Raw genomic sequence first — 22187 nt, 5'->3', positions numbered from 1 at the left:
CGGCGGTCGCGGCGGGCCGTCGCCCGGTGCGGAAGAATGCGGGTGTGCGCAGCGAACTGATCACCGTCCGGACCGGTTCCCGGCCGACCGTCCGGGACATCACCGCCGAGGCCGAGCAGTTCGTCGCCGGCTGCGGCGACGGGCTGCTGCACGTCTTCGTGCCGCACGCCACCGCCGGCGTGGCCATCATCGAGACCGGGGCAGGCTCGGACGACGACCTGCTCACCGCGCTGGACGCCGTGCTGCCGACCGACGAGCGGTGGCGGCACCGGCACGGCTCACCGGGACACGGTCGCGATCACGTGCTGCCCGCCTTCGTCGCCCCGTACGCGACGCTGCCGGTGCTCGGTGGGCGGCTGGCCCTGGGTACCTGGCAGTCGATCTGCCTGGTCGACACCAACGGTGACAACCCCACCCGGCAGGTCCGGTTCTCCTTTCTCTCCGGCTGACGCCACCCGCGGTGTCCCGGGCAGGACCGCGCCGTCGCCCCCCGGGGCAGACGGCGCGGTCGCGGAAGCTGCGGCGTTCCCGGCCGAGCGGCCGGTCAGGGCCGAACGGTCTCGGTCTCCACGGTGCGTTGCCCGGCGTCGACGTCCGCACCGGCGGCCCGCGCGGCGGCCGGCGGGTCGTCCCGGGTCAGGTGCAGCCCCGGGACACGGTCCTCGATGACGAACCGGGCGCGGGTCCGGGCGGGGGCACCCGGGCTGCTCACGAACGGCAGCACGTCGAAGTCGGCGGTGAGCTGTTCCCCGGTCAGCGTGGTCCGGACGTAACCCCGCAGGTTGTTGTGGAAGCGCAGGTGCGGATTCCAGGCCAGCCACGGGTGCGTCCCGGTCGCCGAGTCCGCCCCGTCGCCACCCGAGGTGATCGAGGAGCACACCAGCTCGCTGCCGACGGTGCGTGAGGTCGGATCGGCGTAGTCGAGCTTCAGGTCGCTGGCCCAGTGCGCGTGCACGTCGCCGGTGAGCACGACCGGGTTGCGTACCCCGGCCGCCAGCCAGCCCCGGGTGATCCGGTCCCGCGAGGCGAGGTAACCGTCCCAGGCGTCCATGCTGGTCACCGTGAGTGGTCCGGAGTCGCGGTCCCGCTGGGCGAAGAAGACCTGCTGGGCGAGGAGGTCCCAGCGGGCCGAGGAGCGGCGGAACCCGTCCAGCAGCCACGCCTCCTGCCGCTCGCCGAGGATGGAGCGGCTCGGCTCGGCCGCCTCCGGGCACGACTGGTAGCCGTCACCGCAGGCCTGGTCGTCGCGGTACTGCCGGGTGTCGAGCAGGTGGAAGGTGGCCAGCCGGCCCCAGTGCAGCCGCCGGTAGAGCTGCATGTCGACGCCGCGCGGCAGCGAGGTGCGGCGTAGCGGCATGTTCTCGTAGTACGCGCGGAAGGCGGCCGCCCGCCGGGCCGGGAAGTCCGGGTCGGGTGCCTCCGGCACGTCGTCGGCCCAGTTGTTCTCCACCTCGTGGTCGTCGAAGACCACCGCCCACGGCGCGACGGCGTGGGCCGCCTGAAGGTCCGGGTCGGTCTTGTACTGGGCGTGCCGCTGCCGGTAGTTGGCGAGCGTGCGGGTCTCCGGACCCTCGTGGTCGCGCGGGTTCCCACCGGGTGCGGTGTAGGTGTCCCGGGCGTACTCGTACTGGTAGTCGCCCAGGTGCAGGACGAGTTCCGGTTCGGTCTCGGCCAGCCGCCGGTACGCGGTGAAGTACCCGTGCTCGTACTGCGAGCAGGAGGCGAAGGCCATGGCGAGCGTCGCGGGCAGGCTCCACGGTGCGGGTGCGGTGCGGGTCCGCCCGACCGGCGACAGGTGCCGCTGCACCCGGAACCGGTAGAAGTACTCCCGGCCGGGCAGCAGGCCGGTGAGTTCGACGTGCACGCTGTGCGCGCTCGCCGCGTGCGCGTCGACGACTCCCCGCCGCACGACGTGCCGGAACCGCTCGTCGGCCGCGAGTTCCCAGAAGACCGGCACCATGCGGTCGGGCATGCCGCCGAGACCGTCCTCGGCCAGCGGCTGCGGCGCCAGCCGGGTCCAGAGCACGAAGCCCTCGTGGTCCGGGTCGCCGGAGGCGACACCGAGCGTGAACGGGTAGGCCAGGGCTCTCCCGGGCGGCCGGGACGGAGCCGGCGCCGCGCTCGCGGGCAGCGCGCCACCGGCGATTCCGGTGGCACCGGCCGCGCCCGCCGCCAGGCCGGAGAGCAGGATGGAACGTCGGGACAACGACACGATTTGCCTCCCCAGGTCGGTACGTGGTCCACGGGGAGACTCGCTTCCGTCGATGAATCGGGGGTGAAAGAAAGAACCCTTTCCCGCCGCTATTGCCCGAACAAGGGCCGAGCGCGGCAGATCCGGCGAACCTTCCGGCCGCCGACACCGATCGGACGAGGTCGGCGGGGGTCCGCCGACCTAGGATGTGACCATGTCACGGCCGATCATCGCCCCGGTCGGCCGGGAACCGGTCGACCGCGCCGGGCTGGCCGGTGACGCGGTACGCCGGATCATGCACGTCGCCGCCGCCCTGCGGCACCACCAGGATCTCGACATCGCCGCGCTGGGCCTGACCCCGGCCGTGGCCCGTGCCCTGTACCAACTCGACCCGGACCGTCCGCTGCCCGCCCGCGACCTGGCCGAGCAGCTGCGCTGCGACCGGTCCAACGTCACCGCCCTGGTCGACAAGCTGGAGCAGGCCGGGCTGGTCGAGCGCCGGGTCGACCCGACCGATCGGCGGCAGAAGACGCTCGTGGTGACCGACGCCGGGCGGCGGATGCGTGATCGGGTCCATCTCGTGCTCTCCGACTCGCGGCTGCTGACCGCGCTCGACGACGAGGAACTCGCCGCGCTGCGTGAGCTGGTGTGGAAGGTCTCCGACGGCGGCTGTCCCGAGGACTGCGGCCCGACCGGGCGGGCGTGAAACGCACTCGACTGTGCGATGCGTGCCCCGGTCGGTAATGCTGTCGGACGTGACCACCCCGCAGGATCTCGATGACCGGTTCCGGGAGAGCCTGGCCGCCCTCGCCACACCGCCGCATCGTGGCGACCCGACGCGCCCGGTGGCCGAGGGCAGCGCGCTGACCGGTACCCAACTCCTGGACCTCTTCGACGCCCAGGTCACCAGCCGGCAACTCGACCTGGCCGCCCGCTGGCTGCGCAGCTTCGGCGAGGGCTACTACACCATCGGCTCCGCCGGTCACGAGGGCAACGCCGCGGTGGCGGCGGCCCTGCGGCCCACGGATCCGGCCCTGCTGCACTACCGCTCCGGCGCCTTCTACTGCGTCCGCGCCGCCCAGGCCGACCCGTCCACGCCGCCCATACCGGCTGTGCCTCCCGCGCCGGTCGTGCCGCCGACACTGTCGCCGGCCGTGGCGATCGCCGGCGCCGGTCCGGCCACGGAGGCGGCGGAGGCTGGCCAGCCCGTCGAGGTCGACGCCTCCGGCCGGCAGTCCGCCCTCCCGGACCGGGCGGAGACCGGCGAACGACAGATCGCCGGTGCGCCGGACGAGCCGGCGAGCGGTCCGGCCACGACGGCAACCGACCCGCCGAGCGGTGCGAGCGCACCCGGTGACAGGCCCGACGCGGCGGAACCCAACCCGCCGGGCGGCGCGGGCGCGCCCGACGACGGGTCCGACGCGGCGAACGACCGGACGGACGCGGCCGCCGACGACCCCGCCGTCGACCCGGCGGGAAAGGCAGCCGGGGCCGCAGACCGACCGGCAGCAGTGCCACTGGCCGACCCCAGGCCCGCCGCCGTGACCGTGCCGGTCACCGGGCCGGGCGACGGCGTCGGAACCGGCAGCGTCCGGATGGCGGTGGTCAAGCGGCCGGTGCCCCGGGCGTACGCCGAGGCGGCCCGGGACGTCCTGCGCGGCATGGTGGCCTCCAGCCAGGAACCGATCGCCGGTGGCCGGCACAAGGTGTTCGGCCGGGCCGATCTCGCGGTGGTCCCGACGACCTCCACCATCGCCTCGCACCTGCCCCGCGCGGTCGGGATGGGTCTCGCGGTCGAGCGACTGCGCCGGCTCGACGCCCGGGGGGAAGCGAACCGAACCGGTGCGGAGCCCGAACCGACGCCCTGGGCGGCCGACGCCATCGTGGTCTGTTCGTTCGGCGACGCCTCGATCAACCACGCCAGCGCCACGGCCGCGTTCAACACCGCCGGCTGGTACGACCACACCGGGTTGCGCATCCCGGTGCTCTTCATCTGCGAGGACAACGGGCTGGGCATCAGCGTCCGGTCGCCGCAGGGATGGGTGGCGACGGCCCTGCGGTCCAAACCCGGCATCCGGTACTTCGCCGCCGACGGCACCGACCTGGTCGGCACCTACGAGGTGGCGGTCGAGGCGGCGGCCTGGGTACGCCGGCACCGACGCCCGGCCGTGCTGCACCTGACCACGGTCCGGCTGATGGGCCACGCCGGTGCGGACGCCGAGAGCGCGTACCGCCCCGCCGCGGAGATCGCCGCCGACGTGGCCCGGGACCCGGTGGTCGCCACCGCGCGGCGGCTGGTCGACGCCGGACTGGCCAGCGGAGCGGAACTGCTGGACCGCTACGACGAGATCGGCTGGCAGGTCCGCCGGATCGCCGAGGAGGTGCTCGACGAACCGAAGCTAACCGACGCCGCCGAGGTGATCGCCCCACTGGCACCGCGCCGCCCGGTCCGGGTGGCCCTGGCGGTCGCGGACGCGGGTGCCCGCGCCGCCGGCCCGGACGCCGGGGCGCGGGCCGAGGCGTTCGGCGGCAAGCCGCCGGAACTCGCCGGGCCGCTCACCCTCGCACAGAGCCTCAACGCGGCGCTCACCGACGGGCTGCTCAACCACCCGCAGATGGCGGTCTTCGGCGAGGACGTCGCCGCCAAGGGCGGGGTCTACGGGGTGACCAAGGGGCTGCGTGACCGGTTCGGTGCCGCCCGGGTGTTCGACACGCTGCTCGACGAGACCTCGATCCTCGGCCTCGGTCTCGGCGCGGGCCTGGCCGGCATGCTGCCGGTGCCGGAGATCCAGTACCTGGCGTATCTGCACAACGCCGAGGACCAGCTGCGGGGCGAGGCGGCCACCATGCGGTTCTTCTCACAGGGGGCGTGGCGCAACCCGATGGTGGTGCGGGTGGCCGGGCTGGCGTACCAGGAGGGCTTCGGCGGGCACTTCCACAACGACAACTCGGTGGCCGTACTGCGGGACGTGCCGGGCCTGGTGATCGCCGTGCCGGCCCGGCCGGACGACGCGGCGGCGATGCTGCGGACCTGCCTGGCCAGCGCGGCGGTGGACGGCAGCGTCTGCGTGTTCCTGGAGCCGATCGCGCTCTACCACACCCGCGATCTCTACACCGACGGTGACGGCGAGTGGCTCGCCCCCTACGCCGAGCCGGCCGCCTGGGCCGGTGGTCACGTCCCGGTGGGGCGGGCCCGGGTGTACGGCGTCGGTTCGGCCGAGGACGTCACGATCATCACCTTCGGCAACGGCGTACGGATGGCCCTGCGGGCCGCCTCGGTGCTGGCCGACGAGGGCATCGGTACCCGGGTCGTGGATCTGCGCTGGCTCGCGCCGCTGCCGGTGGCCGACCTCATCCGAGAGGCCGCCGCGACCGGTCGGGTGCTGGTGGTGGACGAGACCCGCCGGTCCGGTGGGGTGGGCGAGGGAGTGATCGCCGCGTTGGTGGACGCCGGATATGTCGGGGCGGCACGCCGGGTGGCGGCGGTTGACTCTTTTGTGCCCCTGGGTCCGGCCGCCCGCCAGGTCCTGGTGTCCGAGGAGGCCATCACCCAGGGTGCCCGTACGCTGCTGGCACGGTAAATTTCGTTCCACCCGGTGCGCCACTTGCGCAGGAGGGCACAACTGTGTGGACTTTGCCTGACGGCGTCGAGCAGACGCCGGCTCGGACGAGATGAGGAGGCACGCGACAGTGAGCGCGACCGCTGGTCAGGCTGCTGACGGGGTACGCAGCCTGGCGGACCGGTTCGGCATCGAGCCGGGGATGGTCGTCATGGAGATGGGCTACGACGACGACGTCGACTCCGATCTCCGGGACGCCCTGACCGACCGTTGTGGAGATCTGGTCGACGAGGACACCGACGAGGTCGTCGACGCGGTGCTGGTCTGGTACCGGGACGGCGACGGTGATCTTTTCGAGTTGCTCGTCGACGCCCTCGGCCCGCTGGCCGACAACGGGGTCGTGTGGCTGCTGACGCCCAAGGCCGGCCGCGAGGGCCACGTCGAGCCGAGCGAGATCGCCGAGTCCGCACCCACCGCCGGCCTCCAGCAGACCTCCACGGTCAACGCCGGCAAGGACTGGAGCGGTGCCCGACTCGTGCTGCGTCGCGGCGCCAAGGGCAAGAAGTAACCCGACCCACGGCGAGCGACCGAGGCCGTCCCGAATCCACCCGAGGAGTTCGCATGCCCATCGAGGTTGGCGTCGAGGCGCCCGACTTCGTGTTGAAGGACCAGAACAACCAGCAGGTCCGGCTCTCCGACTTCCGCGGCCGACGCACCGTCCTGCTGGTCTTCTACCCGCTGGCGTTCACCGGCGTGTGCCAGGGTGAGCTGACCGAGGTGCGGGACAACCTCGACGAGTACGTCAACGACGAGATCCAGGTGCTGACCGTCAGCGTCGACTCGGTGTACGCCCACAAGATCTGGGCGGAGCGGGAGGGCTACGAGTTCCCGCTGCTGTCGGACTTCTGGCCGCACGGCGCGGTCGCCCAGGCGTACGGCGTCTTCAACGACGTCGCCGGCATCGCCAACCGCGGCACCTTCGTCATCGACCGGGCCGGCCTGGTCCGCTTCGCCGAGATGAATCCGCCCGGCGAGGCCCGCGATCAGCAAGGCTGGCGCAAGGCCCTGGCGGAGGCCATGGCCTGACCCGACCCGTCGGGTGCGAGGCGTCCGTCCGGGCCGGCGGCTGGCAGGGTAAGCTTGCCAACCGCCGGTCCGCCGTACGGCGTCCCGGGCGCGTAGCTCAGTGGGAGAGCACTCGCCTTACAAGCGAGGGGTCGCAGGTTCGAAACCTGCCGCGCCCACCACACATCACCAGCACCAACGACGGCCCGGAGATCAATTCTCCGGGCCGTGACAGTTACGGTGACGGCAACGGTGGTCACGACAGCCGGCCGTCGAGCTTGCCGAGCGCTTGGCGCATGGCGTCGAGGTTGGCGTGCGAATAGATCTTCGGGCTCAGCTTCACGTCCGCGTGCCGGGCGATGGCCTGGACGACGTGGGGCGCTCCGGCTCCAGCATGGCTGGGTCGCGGTCCGTGGGTGGCTGCGGTGGGTAGTAATCCCGCCCACCGTCGACCCGGACGAGTCGAGCAGCCACCGTCCGACCCGCCAGCGTCCGTACGAGCCGTCAAGGTCCGCTTGACACGGCGGGCCGGGCGGCGGCCCGCTTCCCGGAGGGCGGTTCGGTGACAGAAGGGTGGCAAGCAAGGCGACAGCGACGACGATCTCAGTAGGCTGCTGAAGGTGTCTCAACCAGTGATTTTCGACCTCTTCCATACTCTGATCCATGGTGCCGACGAGGAGCGTGACCGGGTGGTCGGCGAGATGGCGGTCATGGTCGGAGTGGCTCCGGTCGCGCTGGTCGCCGCCTACCACGCGACCTGGCGGGACCGACTGGTCCGGTGGGACGTGGAGGAGACCGTCCGCATCCTTGCCGGACGCCTTGGCGGCACACCGACCAAAGAGCAGGTGTCACGTGCCGGTGAGCATCGGCGAGCCCTCGGGCGGCGAGTGCTGGTCAGTGTCTCGACCGCCACTCTGGACGTGCTCGACGCACTACGCGACGACGGGCATCCACTGGCCCTGATCAGCAACGCCACCTCGGACACTGCCGAGGCATGGCCGCAGAGTCCGCTCGCCCAACGGTTCGACGCCGCGGTCTTCTCCTGCGACGTCGGGCTGGCCAAGCCCGACCCGGCGATCTATCACCTTGCTGCCGAGCGCCTAGGCGTTGGGCCGGCGGAGTGCATCTTTGTTGGCGACGGCGCAGACGGTGAGCTGGCCGGGGCGGCAGCAGCCGGAATGACCGTCTTCCGAACCACGGAGCACAACGACACCGATCCCAGCTGGGGCGGACCGGCTTTCGCTACCCTGGGCGACCTGCCCGCCATGCTGCGACAGCCGTTCAAGGTCATGGAGCCGTCCGGGCACATACGGGGCACAAGCGTGAAGCGTCGGCAACCAGCGACCAAATGACGTGAGCCCAAGACGGGACGTGACTAGCGTTCCGAGCAGGCTGCCGCAGGTCACGGGAGGGCGCACCATGTTCCGCTTCCTATCGGACTGCGTCTGACAGAGATCCACCGAGTCCGGCCTCGAGCCCTCCTCAACGTGATTCCCAATCTGTGCGTCATCAACGACGATGCCGGCGTGCCTCTTGACGATGAGCGATACCTCGAAGCGCATGTCGACTTCGGCAACATCACAGGCTTCTTCGTTCGGTTGGACGTCGAGCTGCCGCCCGAGACTCTGACACGCGATCTGCCTGGTCCAGGCGATGACGCGCCTCACGGGTGGTTGGCACTGTCTCCGGAGCGAGCGGAGGCGTTGGCGGCTCAACTCGTCGAGCGCGCTCAAGCCGTACGTGCTGCTAGGGCTCGCTGGCCCCGGAGCAACCAGAATCGAGTGCCGGGTGACTGACTCGGTGACGAGAGCGTCGCACACGCTCGGTCGCAGGTGCGAAACCTGCCGCGCCCACCACACCCTCTACTCGGTTCGTCCGCTCAGGTTGAGGATCGCGGGCAGCAGCGTCAGCCCGAACAGGATCAGCATCACGCCCGACCCGAGGTCGAGCACGCCGATCAGGCTACCCACCGAATTGTGCGTGGTGAAGGGCGACTCGCCCAGGAAGGACATGCTCGACGCGGTGTGCAGGCAGGCCGCGGCGACGGCGCTGGGACCGTAGCCGACCGCGCTGCCGTCGAGGTATCGGAAGGAGCCGAAGGAGACCGCTGCCGTCAGGCAGAGCATGGAGTTGGCCAGCACCATCGAGGCGGCGAGGTAGATGTAGACGCGCAACTCCGCGAGGTTCTCCCCGGTCGAGTCGACCCGGGTCCGGTGAAAGCCCGTGGTGAGGAACCGGCGGGCGTAGCCGCGTACGGTCAGATACCAGGTCAGGGCCTCGAAGAACATCGCGATGACGATGGCGGCGGCGACGAGTGCGGCGGCGAGAGTGAGCCAGCGGGCGCCCGGCGGCCGGGGGAGGAGGAAGGCGGGCCCGGCGGTGCTGAGGACGGTCAACGCGACCAGTCCGGGCGCGGTGAAGCAGACCGTGGCCCAGAGCCGCAGCGCGACGGCCGCCGCCCGCCACGGCCGGGATCGTCGCTGCCACCGCAGGTACCGTCGCCGGATCCGGTGATCTTTGGCGCCGAACGGAAAGAAGGTGCCGCCGCACTCGTCCAGCAGGCGAAGCTTGGCCGCGTCGTCGGCGGGCGGCATCCGGTCGTACGCGAGCCGGTAGTCCCGGCCCCGTTCGCTGATCCAGCGGATCGCATTCGTGATCGCGGTCACCTTCAGCAGCCCGTGCAGGATGATCGTGATGTTGAGCAGGTCGACGACGACGGCCACCGCAGCTCACCTCGTCCGGGTGGGCACCTACTGAGAGGATCGAGTCCCACCGATCGTATCGGCGTCGACCCACTCGGCCCTGGTCCGCTCGGACGGGATTCGGCGCGGCGTGGTCGGTCCCGACCCGGACGTGGAAGGAGTCAGATGGGCTACGCGCGGCTCGACGGCGTCCGACTCTGGTACGAGACGCAGGGTGCCGGTCGACCGCTGGTGCTGCTGCACGGCGGGTTCGGCACGGTGGAGACCTTCGCCGCGATCCGGCCGGCGCTGGCGCGACGTCGCCTGGTGGTCAGCGTCGATCTTCCCGGTCACGGCCGCACCCCGGACACCGGACGCCCACTGCGGTACGAGTCGATGGCCGACGACGTGGCGGCGCTGATCGTGCACCTCGGCCTGGCCGAGGCCGAGGTGCTCGGCTTCTCCCTCGGCGGTGGGGTCGGGCTGCGGATGGCGGTGCAGCACCGGCAGTTGCTCCGTCGTCTGGTGGTGGTCTCCGCGCCGTGCCGGCGGCAGGGCTGGTTTCCCGAGGTGCTCGCCGGCATGCCCGAGCCCGACGAGGCGGCCGCCGAACGGATGCGCGGCACCCCGCCCGAGCAGCTGTACCGTCGCGTGGCACCCCGGCCCCAGGACTGGCCACTGCTCTGGACCAGGACCGGTGAGCTGCTGCGTCGTGACTACGACTGGTCCCCGGAGGTCGCCTCGATCACCACCCCGACGATGCTTGTCTTCGCCGACGCCGACTCGGTCCGCCCGGCACACATGGTGGAGTTCTTCGGCCTGCTCGGCGGCGGGCACCGGGACGCCGGGTGGGACGGCACCGACCGGCCGGCCGCTCGACTGGCCGTCCTGCCCGGACTCACCCACTACGACATCGTCGACTCACCCGCCCTGCCCACGGCGGTTCTCCCCTTCCTCACCCACGTCTCCACCCCACCCACCTGACACCCCCGACCCCGCCACCCCCGCTGGCGCGTGTGGGGTCACCGCGACATGCGGCAGCAACTTCGGGGAAGTAGTTCCATCCTGTTTGGGCTGGTAGGGGGGTCTTGACTGTGGGGTTGGTGGTGGTGGGTGGGCTGGTTGCGGGGTGGGTGATCTTTTGGTTGATCGTTTGGCGCGTCTCGTTTGGTTGTTAGCGGGTGATGTGGCTTTGGGTGAGGACGGTGAGGGCGCGTAGCAGGGTGGTGGCGTGGCGGTGGTTGCCGCGTAGTTGGTGGAGGATGCGCCAGTTCTTCAGGTCGGCGAAGCCGTGTTCGTTGGTGGCGCGTTCGCCTGCGATGAGGTTGTTGACGGCGTGTTGGTAGCGGGTCAGTGGGTGGGCGCGGGCGGGTCGGCGGCCGGTGATGATGGTGGGGTGGTCGTCGGGTCGGCCGGGGGGTTGGCGGCGTGGTCGTAGGCCGGGGTAGGGGCCGGGTTGGTCGTCGAGGTTGGTGAAGCCGAGGTCGCAGATGGCGGCCAGGTCGTGGTGGCGTAGGTGGGCGGGGATGCGGTGGCGGCGGGCTGCGGTGATCTCGGCGGTGCGGCCGGGGTAGGCGGCGGAGATCCACAGCAGGTTTCCGGTCAGGTCGGTGATGGCGAGCACTGTCAGGCCGAAGGTTTTGTGTTTGCCGTTGTAGTGGGCGTGGCGGCGGCGTCGGTCGCGGGGGCGTTGGACGGGGATCAGGGTGCCGTCGAGCAGGACCACCTGTGTGTGGTGGCGGGCGCGGCGCAGGATCCGGGACAGTCGGGGCATCTGGGCGGCGAGGGTGGTGATCACCTGGTTGACCCAGCGGCGGACGGTGTTGGCGGAGATGCCATTGGCGGCGGCCAGGTCGACCGGGCGTTGGTCGTGACGCAGCACGGCCAGGACGATCGCTGCTGCGCTGTGGTCGGGTAGCTTGCGCCATCGTGAGCGCACCTGGGCTCGGTGACGGCGGATGGCGGTGGTGACCGTGGTCAGTGTCTTCGTGGACAGCGGCAGACGGGGCTGGTAGACAAGCGGCGAGCCCTCGGCCGGCGGGTTTTTGTGTGTCACGACCGAACACCCTGGCCGAGGGCTCACCTGTATGTCATGCAGGCCACGCTGGTGCCGGGCAAACGATCAACCCGGAGATCATCTCTTCGTGGACCTGCTCAATCACCCACCACCGCCCAACGGTCAAGACCTACTGACCAGCGGATTCAGGATGGAACTACTTCGGGGATGTTGCGGTGTCACTTTCGCTGGAGGCGGCAGTTTCGGGGATGTTGCTGCCTCGAAGATCGGGCGGGGCGCGGGTCCGGCGGGGCCGACGTCAGGTGTCGGCGCGCTCGGCCAGCCAGGTGAGCAGGGCCTCGGCCTGTGCGTGCTGGAACTCCCGGAGGGTGGGGATGCCCGGCGGCGGGGGCAGGCGGGCCCGGTCGGTGAAGAAGCCGGCCAGGCCGGCGTAGAGGCCGGTCACCGCGTCAGGGTCGGCTGCGGCGGTCAGCGGCAGGCGGCGCAGCAGGGCCTCGGTGTCGTGCCCACCCTGCAGGCGTACGTCGAGCAGCAGCATCGCGGTGTCCAACCAGGCCGGGCCGCGGGCCGCCCAGGGCCAGTCGACCACGGTGACGCGGCCGGTCCGGTCGACGAGCAGGTTGTCCGCGCGGAGATCCACGTGGCACAGGGTGTCGCCGGTCAGCGACGCGAGGCCACGGTCCGCCCAGGAGCGGAGTTCGTCGAGATGGGCCCGGGCCCACGGGTTCATCTCCGGTGGCGGGTCGTCGACGATCCGCCACCAGCCGGCGAACTCGTCGGCCAGCCGCTCGGCGATGAGCGGTACTTCCGTCACCGGGCTGGGCGTGAGTGCCGTCGCCATCCGGTGCAGGGCGTCCAGCACCGCGTCGAGTTCGTCGGTGCGCCACGGGGTGACCGGGTGGCGCCCGTCGACGTCGGTGAGTACCAGGGCCACCCAGTGGCCGTCGTCGTGACAGCCGAGTAACCGGGGCGTCGGGGCGTACTCGGGCAGCCTGGCGGTGATCCGCGCCTCGGCCCGGTGCATGTCGGGGGTGTCCGGGTTCTGCGCCGGGCTTGCCGCCTTGACGAAGGCGCGCCGACCGTTGGCGGTGCGTACCCGGTCGGCGGTGCCGGGGGAGTATCCGCCGGGCTGCGACACCGCTTCGACCACCCGGTCGCCGAGGATCTCCTCCACGGCGGATCGGACATCGGGGGGCAACTGGGCCCACCGCAACCGATTCCTCGTCTGCGTGCGCATGGCCTTCACGCTGCCCGGCGGGCACCCGAGCGGGCAAGGCGTTTCCCTCGTCGAAGGGTCCGCCAGGACTGCCGGGCGTAAGCCGTGCGGGCCGGCGGTCGGCAGGGGTGAGGTTGCCGACCGCCGGCCCGCGTACGGCGGTCAGCGCGCCAGCACGACCTCCACCTGCTGCCGGGTGCCCCAACCGGTCCGCCAGCACGTCGCCGCCCCGTACCAGCGGATCACTCGCAACACCACCGCCGCGAACACCACCGCCACCGGCGCCAGCAGCCACGTCCACACCCGGCGGCCGGTCGATTCGTCAGAGCGGCGGACCGTCAGATAGCGCAACGTCTGTGCCCACCCGACGATGAAGGTCACCGACAACAGCCACGGCAGTGCCGTGAGCGTCGGTTCGACCACCGGGGAGACGAACACGACGGTCACGAACACCACCGTGGCGACCACCATCGACGCCCAGCGCAGCAGATGTGCCCACCAGGCGTACGACCGCAGCGGCAGGTACCGCACCCGCCACCAGGAGCGGATGAAACTGCCCCGCATCCACCGCAGGTACATGCGGCACAGGTGGCCGAACCGGTCCGGCATCAACGCGAACGCGAACGCGGTCGGCTGCTGCACGGTGCGCCCCCTGACCATCGCGTACAACGTCAACAGGGAGTCGTCCGAGAAGGCCACGTTCCGGCCGAAGAACCGTTCCGTCAGGTAGCCGTCAAGGTTGTCCCGGACGACGTCAGCCCGATAGGCGGCGATCGGGCCGGAGTTCACCCACAACGCTCCGAACACCGACAACGACGACCGGTCGGTGAGCTGACCCGTGACGAACCACAGGTCGGTGATCCGGGCGAGAAACGACGACCCCACGTTCGCGGCCATCACCACGCCGGCCACCGACTGCACACGAGGATCAGCGAACGGCAGCAGCAACTCGTCGAGCGCCCGCGGATCGGAGACCGTGTCCGAGTCGACCGTCCAGTAGATGTCCGCGTCGCCGGTGGTGCGTACCGCCACGGCCTGCGCGTGCCGCTTGCCGGCGTTGGCCTGGACATGCCACGACACCGCGATGCCGTGCCTGGGGGCGGTGGCCATGAACCACCGCCGCACGGTGTCGTAGCCGCCGGTGTCGGTCGAACCGTCGTCCACGACGTAGATGACGTCAGGGGTGCGGGTCTGCCTGACCATGGATTCTAGGCAGGCACGCAGCGCCGCCGGGTCCTCGTTGTAGACGGGGACGATCGCCACCACCCGCAACCCGTCGAGATACTCGCGGGCCTGGCCGGTCGCCGTCGCCGGCCGCTCCAGGTAGGCGCCGCCGATCTGCCACAACAGCAACAGGAACAAGCCCGCGTACACGTAGGTGAAGCGGTGCCCGGCGCCGTCGAGAGCGCCCGAGACCGCGAACACGTGGTGTATCGCCCACACTGCCGCGGCGGCCAGCACGACCGCCGCCGCGAGCAGCACCCGTCGGGGTCCGATGCGCGCGCTCATCCGTCGATCGGCCGTCCGCGTCGGAACGTCAACCGGATCATGCAGGCACCGGTGACCACCATCAGCACACCGACAGCGGCGATGACGAGCGGCAACGACAGTTGCACGACGCCGACACCAGCGGTGCCGCCGATGGTGACCACGTCGAGTCCGGTGCGGGGCAGGGTGCTACCTGACGACATCGAGTTCTCCGCTCGGGGCTGCGGGGGCTGTGGCGGCGGGCAGGGTGCAGCCCCAGTCGTGCCCCGGCCGCCGCGTGGATCAGCCGCTCGGGGTGCGGGATCCGGTCGACACCCTCGCAAAGCCGCCAACCAGGGTCAACCACGCTCTGTCACCCCATCGAGCTAATCTGTGACCGCCTGACGCGCGCCGCAGCCGACCGTTGCCGGGGTAGTCGGCTTGTCGACAGCGGCCCCGCGTGGAATGCCGCAGTCTGTCCGGTCGGCCAGGGCGCCGGCCGCACCCATTCGTCAACCGCCGCCGAGCAGACCGCGAGGACTGTTCACCGGCGCAGCGGGAAACCTCGAACGGACGCACCTGGGGAGGAGCGACGGATGACGCGTGCCGGACTGACCATCGGCGTGCTCGGCTCGTACGGTGGGCGCAACCTGGGCGACGAGGCGATCCTCACCGGTCTGCTGACCGATCTGCGTCAGCAGGAGCCGCACGCGCGGATCATCGTGTTCTCACGGAATCCGGCGCACACCGCCGTCGCCCACCCGGACGTGGAGGCGGTGCCGTGGGAGGGGGTCAGCCGCACCGACTCGGCCCTCGTGCTGTCCCAGCTCGACCTGCTCATCCTGGGCGGCGGCGGCATCCTCTACGACAAGGAGGCACGCCGCTACCTACGGGTGGTCCGGGTGGCGCAGGAGCGGGGTCTGCCGCTGCTGACGTACGCCGTCGGCGTCGGGCCGCTCAACGAGATGGTGGACACCGGCATGGTCCGGGAGACGCTGGCCGGCGCGGTCCAGGTGACCGTACGCGACCAGGAGTCACGGATGGTGCTGGAGGAGGCCGGCCTGCTGAACCCGATCACCGTCACCGGCGATCCGGCGTTCCTGCTGGAACCGGAGGACTTCCCCGCGCAGTTCCTCCGCGAGGAGGGTGTGCCGGCCGGCAAACGGCTGGTCGGGATGAGCGTGCGGGAACCGGGCCGGGCGGCGGAACGGCTGGACGTGGACGGATACCACCGGCTGCTGGCCCAGATCGGTGACTTCCTGGTGCACCGGATCGACGCGCACGTGCTGTTCGTGCCGATGGAACGCGACGACATCCGGCACTCGCACGGCGTGCTGTCGCACATGATCGCCGCCGAGCGGGGGCGCATCCTGCACGGCACCTACTCACCGCAGCAGATCCTCGGGCTGATGAAGCACTTCGACCTCGCGGTCGGTATGCGCCTGCACTTCCTGATCTTCGCGGCGATGATGGGCACCCCGTTCCTGCCCCTGCCGTACGCCGGCAAGGTCTTCGACCTCGCGCAGCGACTCGGGGTGCCGGCGTTGCGTGGCGTGGAACGCGAGGTGGAGGGCCCGCTGCTGGCCGAGGTGGACCAGTTGTGGGACGAACGCGAGCAGCGGGCCGAGGTCACCGCCCAGCGGGTGGCGCGGGTGTGCGACGAGGCCAGGGGCACCTCCCAGGTCACCCGGGCGGTGCTGGAGAGCCTGCGCAACCGGTCGCTGGTCGAGGTCGGCGCCTGACCGGCACGGGGGTCGGGGTCAGACCGCCGGCCCCCGCCAGCAGTAGCGCCACTGCTGCCGGTCGGTGTCGACGGACTCCAACTCGTAGATCTCCGCTGCCGCCAGCCCTTGCGGCCCCAGGTGGTGGTGGGTCAGTGGGGGCCGGCCGTTCGGGTCCAGCTCGACGGTGACGTGCTCACCGTCGGCCGTGCCGCCCACCAGCGGGATCTCAACCGTGGATGCCATGCGCCCATCCTGCCCCGACCGTCGCCGACCCGCAGGGCGAAGCGCGATGATCCCGCCGTCAGTCGGGCGCGGTGCACAGGGCGGCGTAGCGGTCCAGGTAGAGCGGCCAGCCACCGTCGTCGGCGACGCCGTCTCGGACGGACTCCCAGCCGGGGCCGTGCCGGTCGAGGTGGCGGTGCTCCAGTTCCACCCGGGTGCGGTGCGGGGTCTCGGCGACGAACCGTACCTCGACCTCGCTGGTGTTGTCGGGCTCGGTCTCGACCCGCCACCGGGGGCTGATGTCCCAGCTGAACACGACCCGGTCCGGCGGGTCGTAGGCGAGCACCCGCGCCCAGCGGCACTCGGTGCCATCGACGCCACGGTCATAGATGTGGCCACCGACCCTCGGCTCGAACACGGTCTCGCTGATCGCGACGCCGAGCAGGTTGTGTTCTCGTGGCTTGAAGTCGCCGAAGCGTTCGGTGAACGTGGTGAAGGCCCGTTCGATGGGCGCGTTCACGATGATCTGGCGGCGCACCACCACGTCCGCTGCCTGGGTCATGAGTCCTCCTCGGTGGTCTGCTGTTCGACGACGTCCTGGTAGCCGTCCAGCGCGCGGTGCCAGAACGTGTCCAGTTGGTCGCGTAGGGCGGCCACGCCTGCCGGGTTGAGCCGGTAGACCCGCCGGGTGCCGACCTGCCGGTCGACGACCAGCCCGGCGTCCTTGAGCACCTTCAGGTGCTGGGACACGGCGGGTCGACTGATCGGTAGTTCCCGGGCGAGTTCGCCGACGGCACATGGCTGTTCCGCCAGGCGCGCAACGATGGCGCGACGGGTGGGGTCGCCCAGGGCGTCCCAGCCTTCGTCGGCTTGGTAAGTAGCCACGAACGGTAAGCTACGACTTACCAATTAGGTTGTCAAGCACGACGCGCTGCAGTGGACTCCGATCGGTCAGTCGCGGGGCAGCAGGCCCGGTGGGTACTCCATGCCGTCGTGGGTGCAGGCCGCGGCGGCGACCCGGGACGCGTACCCGGCCGCCTCCGCCCAGGTCGCGCCGCGCGACCGGGCCGCGATGATCCCCGCCGCGAAGGCGTCCCCGGCGCCGTTGGTGTCGATCACCGGGCCGGGCGGCACGGCCGCCGGGATCCGTTGCACGTCGCCGCCCAGGTGCAGGTCGGCGCCGTCGGCGCCCCGGGTCACCAGCACCGGGCGCGGCGCCAGCGTGCCGGCCACGGCCGCCGCCCGGTCGTCGAGCGCCGCACCGCTGACCAGCACCAGTTCGGCGACGTCGGCGAAGGGCGGGTGGTACGGATTGTGCCCGTCCCAGTCGTGCAGGTCGGTCGAGCTGCCCACCCCCTCGCTGAGCAGGTTTGCGAGGTCGGGCAGCAGTTCCCGCACCCATCCCATGATCGACAGGTGGACGTGGGTGGCGTCCTGGATCAGCTCCGCCACCCGGGCCGCCGTGAACGGGGGTGGACCGTCCGAGTCCCGGGGGTCGTACAGCGACATCCGCCGCCCGTCGGGGTCGACCAGGTTCACCGACCGCCGGGTACCCGCCGGGTCGTCCGCCAGGACCGTCCGCACGCCGGTGCCGGCCAGCGCGGCCCGCACGACGGCACCAGCCGGGTCCACGCCCACCGTGTCGACCACCGTCACCCGTAGCCCCAGCGCGTGTGCGGCGAGCGCCACCCCGGCTCCGGTGTTGCCGACCCGCAGCTCGATCGGGTCGACGGTGACCGAGTCGACCACCGGCAGCGGCAGCCGGGGCACCCGCACCCGCACGTCGACGCCGAGGCCGCCGATCACCAGGAGGTCGCACATGGCGCCGACGCTAGCCGGTCGGTGCCGCCTATCCTGGCCCCGGGTCGCCGCCGCGGTAGTGCGGGCCCGTCCGGTCCGAGGGGGAGTGCGTGCTGGTCGTCCATGGGATGTGGCTGCCGGGTCGGGGGCTCGCGGTCTGGGCCGAGGACAGCACCCTGCCGCCCCGGGCGCCGCGCCGCCCCGGCCGGGCACCACGGGCCCGCCCACACCCGTTCGCCGCCGGGCACGGCGCGCTCGTCGCCCTGCTGGCCGACGCCGCCGAACCGGACGACCTCGGCGCGGCGCTGCTGCGCCTGCCCACCCGCGCCGGGTCGCCGCTGGACTCGCCGGAACTTGTCCGCACCACCGAGTTGGCACCGGTGCGTGGTCCGGTCACCCTCGCCGGGTGGCAGGTTCCGGTGCTGGCGTACGCCCCGGACGCCGCGCTGTCGGTGCTGCGTACCGTCGAGAAGCTGGCCGCCGCCCCCGGCGCGAGCCTGCGCCACCTCGCCGAGCTGGCCGACTTCGCCACCGACCTGGCCACGCGCGGCCGGGTCCTGCCCAGCCTCGCCGATCCGGCCCCGGCCGCCGACCAGCCCTCGACCGCCGAGGGCTCCGCCCGGGCGGTGTGGCGGCCGTTGCTGACCGGCACGGACGCCGCCTGGGCCCGGTCACTGGCGCTGGCCCTGCCCCCCGCCGCCCGAGCCGTGGTCGAGGCGGAACTGTCCGCGCCCCGGGGGTCCGACCCGTCCGACGGGCCGGTCGAGGTGCCCGGGCTGCTGGTCGCCGACGCGCTCGACGCGCTCACCGACGCGGCCGTACGCGCCGTCCTGCCACCGATGACGCTGGCCTGGGGGACGCGACCGAACGGTGCCGTGGCGGCCTGGCTGGGCGCGTTGACCGGCCCCCGGCGCGGGTTCACCGCCGAGGCGGCGGCGCTGCGCACGCTGCGCAGCGAGCTGGACCAGTGGCAGCGCGACGCCGCCGGTGGCACCGTTCGGGCCAGCTTCCGGCTGGTCGAGCCGTCGGCCGACGAGCTGACCGGACCGGTGACGGTGGTGCCGGCCGACCCCGGTGCGGTCGTCGCGACCACCGGCCCGTGGCGGATCGAGTTCGGACTGCGCGCCACCGACGAGCCGGGGCTGCACGTCGACGCCGGGCAGGTGTGGCGCGGCGGCGGCGTGACCGTGGCCGGCGACCATCCACAGGAGATCCTGCTCGCCGAACTCGGCCGGGCCAGCCGGCTGTGGCCGGAACTGGACGAGGCGCTGCGCACCGCCCGACCGGAAGGGCTGGAGCTGGACACCGAGGGGGCGCACCGATTCCTGCGCGAGGGCGCGCCGACGCTGCACGCCGCGGGCTTCACGGTGCTGCTGCCGTCCTGGTGGCGGCGCCCCACCTCGCGGCTCGGTGCCCGGCTGCGGGCCCGCTCCCGCAGCGCGCCCGGCGCGGTGACCGGCCCGGACGACCGGGTGGGACTGGACGCCCTGGTCGACTACCGCTGGGAGTTGGCCCTCGGCGACGAGCCGTTGACCTCCGACGAACTGACCCGGCTGGCGGAGCTGAAGACCCCCCTGGTACGGCTGCGGGGGCAGTGGGTCGAACTGGACCCGAAGCGGCTCGCCGCCGGCCTGCGCCTGCTGCGGTCCACCGGCGAGCTGACCGTGGCCGACCTGCTGCGGCTCGGCCTGTCCGACGCCGAACAACCGGACGCGTTGCCGGTGCTGGAGGTGAGCGCCGACGGCGCGCTCGGCGACCTGCTCGCCGGTGCCGTGGACCGCCGGCTCGCCCCGTTGGACGAGCCGCCGTCCTTCCAGGGCACGCTGCGGCCGTACCAACGGCGGGGGTTGGCCTGGCTGGCGTTCCTTCAGTCGCTGGGGCTCGGTGGGGTGCTCGCCGACGACATGGGGCTGGGCAAGACGGTGCAACTGCTGGCGTTGCTGGCCGCCGACCCGCCGCAGGCCGGTCCGACCCTGCTGATCTGTCCGATGTCGCTGGTCGGCAACTGGCAGCGGGAGGCCGCCCGGTTCACCCCGGACAAGCGGGTACACGTGCACCACGGCGCCCAGCGGAGCCGCGGCGCCGAGTTCACCGCCACCGCGCACGCCGCGGACCTGGTGCTCACCACGTACTCGGTGGCCGCCCGGGACGCCGCGGATCTGGCCGGCGTCGACTGGCACCGGCTGGTGGTGGACGAGGCCCAGGCCATCAAGAACGCCGCCACCCGGCAGGCCGAGGCGGTCCGCGCACTGCCCGCCCGACACCGCATCGCGGTCACCGGCACGCCGGTGGAGAACCGGTTGGCGGACCTGTGGTCCATCATGCAGTTCGCCAACCCGGGCCTGCTCGGCCCGGCGGCGACGTTCCGCAAGCGGTTCGCCGAGCCGATCGAGCGGCACGGGGACACCGAGACCGCCGAACGGCTCCGCCGGATCACCGGACCGTTCGTGCTGCGTCGGCTCAAGACGGACTCGTCGATCATCTCGGACCTGCCGGAGAAGCTGGAGATGGAGGTCTTCTGCAACCTGACCACGGAGCAGGCGGCGTTGTACCGGGCGGTCGTCGACGACATGCTGGCTCGAATCGAAGCCAGTACCGGCATCGAGCGGCGTGGGCTGGTGCTGGCCACCATGACCCGCCTCAAGCAGGTCTGCAACCATCCCGCGCAGTTGCTCCGCGACGGCTCGCCCCTCGACGGTCGGTCGGGCAAGCTGGCCCGGTTGGAGGAGATCCTCGACGAGGTTCTGGCGGCCGGGGAGAAGGCCCTGTTGTTCACCCAGTACGCGGAGTTCGGTGGGATGCTGCGCGGGCATCTGTCGGCCCGGTTCGGTCGGGAGGTGCCTTTCCTGCACGGTGGGGTCGGCAAGGCCGACCGGGACGCGATGGTGGCCCGCTTCCAGTCCGCCGGCGGGCCGGCGTTGTTCGTGCTGTCGCTCAAGGCCGGCGGGACCGGGCTGACGCTGACCGCCGCCAACCACGTGGTGCACGTCGACCGGTGGTGGAACCCGGCGGTGGAGGACCAGGCCACCGACCGGGCGTTCCGGATCGGACAGCGGCGCCGGGTGCAGGTCCGCAAGTTCGTCTGTGCCGGCACGGTGGAGGAGAAGGTCGCCGCGCTGATCGCCGACAAGCGTGGCCTCGCCGCCTCGGTGGTCGGCACCGGCGAGCAGTGGGTCACCGAGCTGTCCACCGCCCAGCTTCGTGACCTGTTCGCCCTGGAGGCGGGGGCGGTGGCCGAGTGAGCGCCGACGACGGCGGCAGGTTCGCCGACTACGGCCCGCCGCGCCGGGTCGACGGGGGCCTGCGGGCCCGTAGCACCCGGGGTGCGATCGGGGTCTCCTGGTGGTCCCGCCGTTTCCTGGAGGTGCTGGAGTCGTTCGCGCTCGGCACCCGGCTGACCCGGGGCAGGTCGTACGCCCGCGCCGGCCAGGTGCTCCGGCTCGACGTCGCGCCGGGCGTGGTGACCGCGGTGGTGCAGGGTTCGCGCGCCAAGCCGTACCAGGTGAGCGTCGCGCTGCCGCCCTTTCCGGCCCGGCTGTGGGACCGGCTCGAGCGGGAACTCGCCGCCCAGGCGTTCTTCAGCGCCCGGCTGCTCGCCGGTGACCTACCGGCCGAACTGGAGGAACTGTTCATCGCGGCCGAGGCCCCGCTGTTTCCGGCGGCGATCGGCGAACTGGACCAGCGGTGCTCGTGTCCGGACGTCGCGGTGCCCTGCAAACACCTCGCCGCCACCTTCTACCTGCTCGCCGAGGCGTTCGACGCGGACCCGTTCACCCTGCTGCACTGGCGTGGTCGCAGCCGGGCGGACCTGCTCGCCCGGCTGCGGCGACTGCGCGTCGAGGACCAGGCGTCGACGGAGACCGGCCCGGCCGACACCGGCCGGGACGCCGGGCCGGCGGACGCCGGCGGCGGACGGACCGGGCACCATGAGGTCGACGTGCCCGCCGCCGGTGCCCTTCGGGCGCTCGCCGACCTGCCCGTCACGCCGCTGGCCGAGGCGGTGGACCGGTTCTGGTTGCCGCCCGTGCCACTGCCGGACCGCCCACCGAGCCTGACGGCCCGGCCGGATCTGCTGTTACGACAACTGGGCGCGCCCGCGCCGGCCATCGGTGGGCCTGGACTGGTCGAACGCCTGCGTCACGCCTACCGCCAACTCGGCGACTAGGCCGGCCGGTCACGTCCGGTCCCGGACCGAACGGCTTCCGCCTCGCCGTCGCTCGATCCGGGACGGCACGCGGCCGGCG

The 22187-nt window shown here is 72.1% G+C and carries 20 protein-coding genes and 1 tRNA gene; 11 read left to right on the top strand and 10 right to left on the bottom strand.

The features are described from left to right. Positions 1–44 precede the first annotated feature (44 nt). A complete protein-coding gene (locus O7597_RS03085) occupies positions 45–449 on the top strand; it encodes a YjbQ family protein (RefSeq protein ID WP_269737643.1) in 405 nt (134 codons plus the stop codon). A 95-nt stretch (positions 450–544) separates the two neighbouring features. On the opposite strand, the gene O7597_RS03080 is transcribed toward O7597_RS03085, so the two are convergent. Then, complete coding sequence (locus O7597_RS03080; protein ID WP_269737642.1) at positions 545–2212, bottom strand: alkaline phosphatase D family protein; 1668 nt, start codon at positions 2210–2212, stop codon at positions 545–547. A gap of 193 nt (positions 2213–2405) precedes the next feature. Between O7597_RS03080 and O7597_RS03075 the strand changes: the two genes are divergently transcribed. The 6 genes from O7597_RS03075 (at position 2406) to O7597_RS03050 (ending at position 8168) form a co-directional block, all read left to right on the top strand. Continuing rightward, positions 2406–2897, top strand: coding sequence for a MarR family winged helix-turn-helix transcriptional regulator (locus O7597_RS03075; RefSeq protein WP_269737641.1), 492 nt, complete (start codon positions 2406–2408; stop codon positions 2895–2897). 37 nt (positions 2898–2934) lie between these two features. Continuing rightward, entirely contained in the window at positions 2935–5772 is a 2838-nt protein-coding gene (locus O7597_RS03070) for a thiamine pyrophosphate-dependent enzyme (RefSeq protein ID WP_281583173.1), read from the top strand. 109 nt (positions 5773–5881) lie between these two features. Beyond that, positions 5882–6319, top strand: coding sequence for a DUF3052 domain-containing protein (locus tag O7597_RS03065; protein WP_164449321.1), 438 nt, complete (start codon positions 5882–5884; stop codon positions 6317–6319). A gap of 53 nt (positions 6320–6372) precedes the next feature. Continuing rightward, a complete protein-coding gene (locus tag O7597_RS03060) occupies positions 6373–6837 on the top strand; it encodes a peroxiredoxin (protein ID WP_281581957.1) in 465 nt (154 codons plus the stop codon). Positions 6838–6923: 86 nt separating this feature from the next. Next, a tRNA-Val gene (locus tag O7597_RS03055) sits at positions 6924–6998 on the top strand. 438 nt (positions 6999–7436) lie between these two features. Continuing rightward, positions 7437–8168, top strand: a complete 732-nt coding sequence (locus tag O7597_RS03050) for an HAD-IA family hydrolase (RefSeq protein ID WP_281581956.1) — start codon at positions 7437–7439, stop codon at positions 8166–8168. A 510-nt stretch (positions 8169–8678) separates the two neighbouring features. Here O7597_RS03050 and O7597_RS03045 read toward each other — a convergent pair. Further along, complete coding sequence (locus O7597_RS03045) at positions 8679–9539, bottom strand: hypothetical protein (RefSeq protein ID WP_281581955.1); 861 nt, start codon at positions 9537–9539, stop codon at positions 8679–8681. A 144-nt stretch (positions 9540–9683) separates the two neighbouring features. Between O7597_RS03045 and O7597_RS03040 the strand changes: the two genes are divergently transcribed. After that, on the top strand, positions 9684–10481 hold the full coding sequence (locus O7597_RS03040) for an alpha/beta hydrolase (protein ID WP_281581954.1): 798 nt from the start codon (positions 9684–9686) through the stop codon (positions 10479–10481). Positions 10482–10671: 190 nt separating this feature from the next. Here O7597_RS03040 and O7597_RS03035 read toward each other — a convergent pair whose 3' ends face one another. The 4 genes from O7597_RS03035 to O7597_RS03020 all read right to left on the bottom strand — a co-directional run bounded on the left by O7597_RS03035 (position 10672) and on the right by O7597_RS03020 (position 14421). Beyond that, positions 10672–11553 (bottom strand): transposase family protein, encoded by an 882-nt coding sequence (locus O7597_RS03035; protein WP_281581953.1) that lies wholly within the window; start codon positions 11551–11553, stop codon positions 10672–10674. Between the two features lie 259 nt (positions 11554–11812). Continuing rightward, positions 11813–12751 (bottom strand): aminoglycoside phosphotransferase family protein, encoded by a 939-nt coding sequence (locus tag O7597_RS03030; RefSeq protein WP_281581952.1) that lies wholly within the window; start codon positions 12749–12751, stop codon positions 11813–11815. A 141-nt stretch (positions 12752–12892) separates the two neighbouring features. Further along, entirely contained in the window at positions 12893–14239 is a 1347-nt protein-coding gene (locus tag O7597_RS03025) for a glycosyltransferase (RefSeq protein WP_281581951.1), read from the bottom strand. Continuing rightward, entirely contained in the window at positions 14236–14421 is a 186-nt protein-coding gene (locus O7597_RS03020; protein WP_269737634.1) for a hypothetical protein, read from the bottom strand. Before O7597_RS03020 ends, O7597_RS03025 begins: the two co-directional genes overlap by 4 nt. 372 nt (positions 14422–14793) lie before the next feature. Between O7597_RS03020 and O7597_RS03015 the strand changes: the two genes are divergently transcribed. Continuing rightward, positions 14794–15939: a polysaccharide pyruvyl transferase family protein gene (locus O7597_RS03015; protein ID WP_269737633.1), complete on the top strand. Its 1146-nt coding sequence runs from the start codon at positions 14794–14796 to the stop codon at positions 15937–15939. Between the two features lie 18 nt (positions 15940–15957). On the opposite strand, the gene O7597_RS03010 is transcribed toward O7597_RS03015, so the two are convergent. From O7597_RS03010 to O7597_RS02995, 4 genes are all read right to left on the bottom strand, one after another. Further along, positions 15958–16164 carry a hypothetical protein gene (locus tag O7597_RS03010; protein WP_093401294.1) on the bottom strand — a complete coding sequence of 69 codons (207 nt, stop codon included), beginning with the start codon at positions 16162–16164 and terminating at the stop codon, positions 15958–15960. Between the two features lie 58 nt (positions 16165–16222). Then, positions 16223–16705, bottom strand: coding sequence for an SRPBCC family protein (locus tag O7597_RS03005; RefSeq protein ID WP_281581950.1), 483 nt, complete (start codon positions 16703–16705; stop codon positions 16223–16225). After that, positions 16702–17028 carry a metalloregulator ArsR/SmtB family transcription factor gene (locus O7597_RS03000; RefSeq protein WP_281581949.1) on the bottom strand — a complete coding sequence of 109 codons (327 nt, stop codon included), beginning with the start codon at positions 17026–17028 and terminating at the stop codon, positions 16702–16704. Before O7597_RS03000 ends, O7597_RS03005 begins: the two co-directional genes overlap by 4 nt. A 66-nt stretch (positions 17029–17094) precedes the next feature. Then, complete coding sequence (locus tag O7597_RS02995) at positions 17095–17964, bottom strand: carbohydrate kinase family protein (RefSeq protein ID WP_281581948.1); 870 nt, start codon at positions 17962–17964, stop codon at positions 17095–17097. Positions 17965–18053: 89 nt separating this feature from the next. On the opposite strand from O7597_RS02995, the gene O7597_RS02990 reads away from it, so the two are divergent. Continuing rightward, the gene (locus tag O7597_RS02990) at positions 18054–21185 is read left to right on the top strand and encodes a DEAD/DEAH box helicase (RefSeq protein ID WP_281581947.1); all 3132 of its coding nucleotides are present in this window, start codon (positions 18054–18056) and stop codon (positions 21183–21185) included. Continuing rightward, complete coding sequence (locus O7597_RS02985; RefSeq protein ID WP_269737630.1) at positions 21182–22108, top strand: SWIM zinc finger family protein; 927 nt, start codon at positions 21182–21184, stop codon at positions 22106–22108. Before O7597_RS02990 ends, O7597_RS02985 begins: the two co-directional genes overlap by 4 nt. The last annotated feature ends 79 nt before the right edge of the window (positions 22109–22187 follow it).

Source organism: Verrucosispora sp. WMMC514 (genome assembly GCF_027497295.1).
Classification (GTDB): Bacteria; Actinomycetota; Actinomycetes; order Mycobacteriales; family Micromonosporaceae; genus Micromonospora; species Micromonospora palythoicola.
The sequence above is the reverse complement of the archived record's forward strand: the minus strand, read 5'-3'. Positions and strand labels throughout refer to the sequence as shown.